The sequence below is a fragment of the Neobacillus drentensis genome, from assembly GCF_036966985.1.
GTDB lineage: Bacteria > Bacillota > Bacilli > Bacillales > Cytobacillaceae > Neobacillus > Neobacillus drentensis_E.
Map to the genome: position 1 here is coordinate 348 of NZ_JBALSN010000812.1, position 798 is coordinate 1,145.

A 798-nucleotide genomic window follows, 5' to 3' on the forward strand; every position below is an offset into this window, starting at 1 on the left:
AAGGGCAAGCGCAAGAGAATCATTTTCTAGAATGTCTGTGATCACTAAAACAAATAGATCAAGACCTTTCGCTGCGATAACTTCATTGATTTTTGCTTCGATGTCAGCTTGTCTTGCTGTTACTTCAGCAATATCAACTGTATTAACTTGTGCAATTTCGACTTTGCTGTTACCTAGTGCAAATTCTTTTGCATCCAGTGTGATTAATTCTTGAACTGTTTTTTGGCTTAGGTCAGCTCCTGCTTTCAGCATATCTAAACCATATACGTCAGGGTCTACTCCTGCGATTTTTGCCAGCTCATGCGCAGCATCAACATCCTGCTGTGTGCATGTTGGGGATTTGAATAGCAAGGAATCAGAAATGATCGCAGACAAAAGCAAACCAGCGATTTCTTTTTCAATTGTGACTTGGTGCTCTTTGTACATTTTGTTTAAGATCGTTGCTGTGCAGCCAACTGGCTCAGCACGATAGTAAAGAGGTTCACTTGTTTCAAAGTTGGCAATACGGTGATGGTCAATGACCTCTGTCACTTGTACTTGATCAATATCGCTTACACTTTGTTGGAATTCGTTATGATCGACAAGAATGACTTGTTTTGTTTCGTTTGCAGCCGTTTCAATGAAACGAGGTGCTTCTTGTTTAAAGAAATCTAATGCGTATTGTGTTTCTCCATTGATTTCTCCAAGTCTGACAGCTTCTGCTTGAACGCCAATTTTGTTTTTCAGATCAGCGTAAGCGATAGCAGAGCAAATCGTGTCTGTGTCAGGGTTTTTGTGTCCGAATACGAGTGTTTTTCC

At 40.5% G+C, this 798-nt stretch carries 1 protein-coding gene; it reads right to left on the bottom strand.

Annotation, left to right across the window (positions count from 1 at the left end; genetic code table 11):
* Nucleotides 1-798: manganese-dependent inorganic pyrophosphatase (locus tag V7659_RS31960; RefSeq protein ID WP_335543980.1), on the bottom strand; the 798-nt coding region annotated here is incomplete at both ends.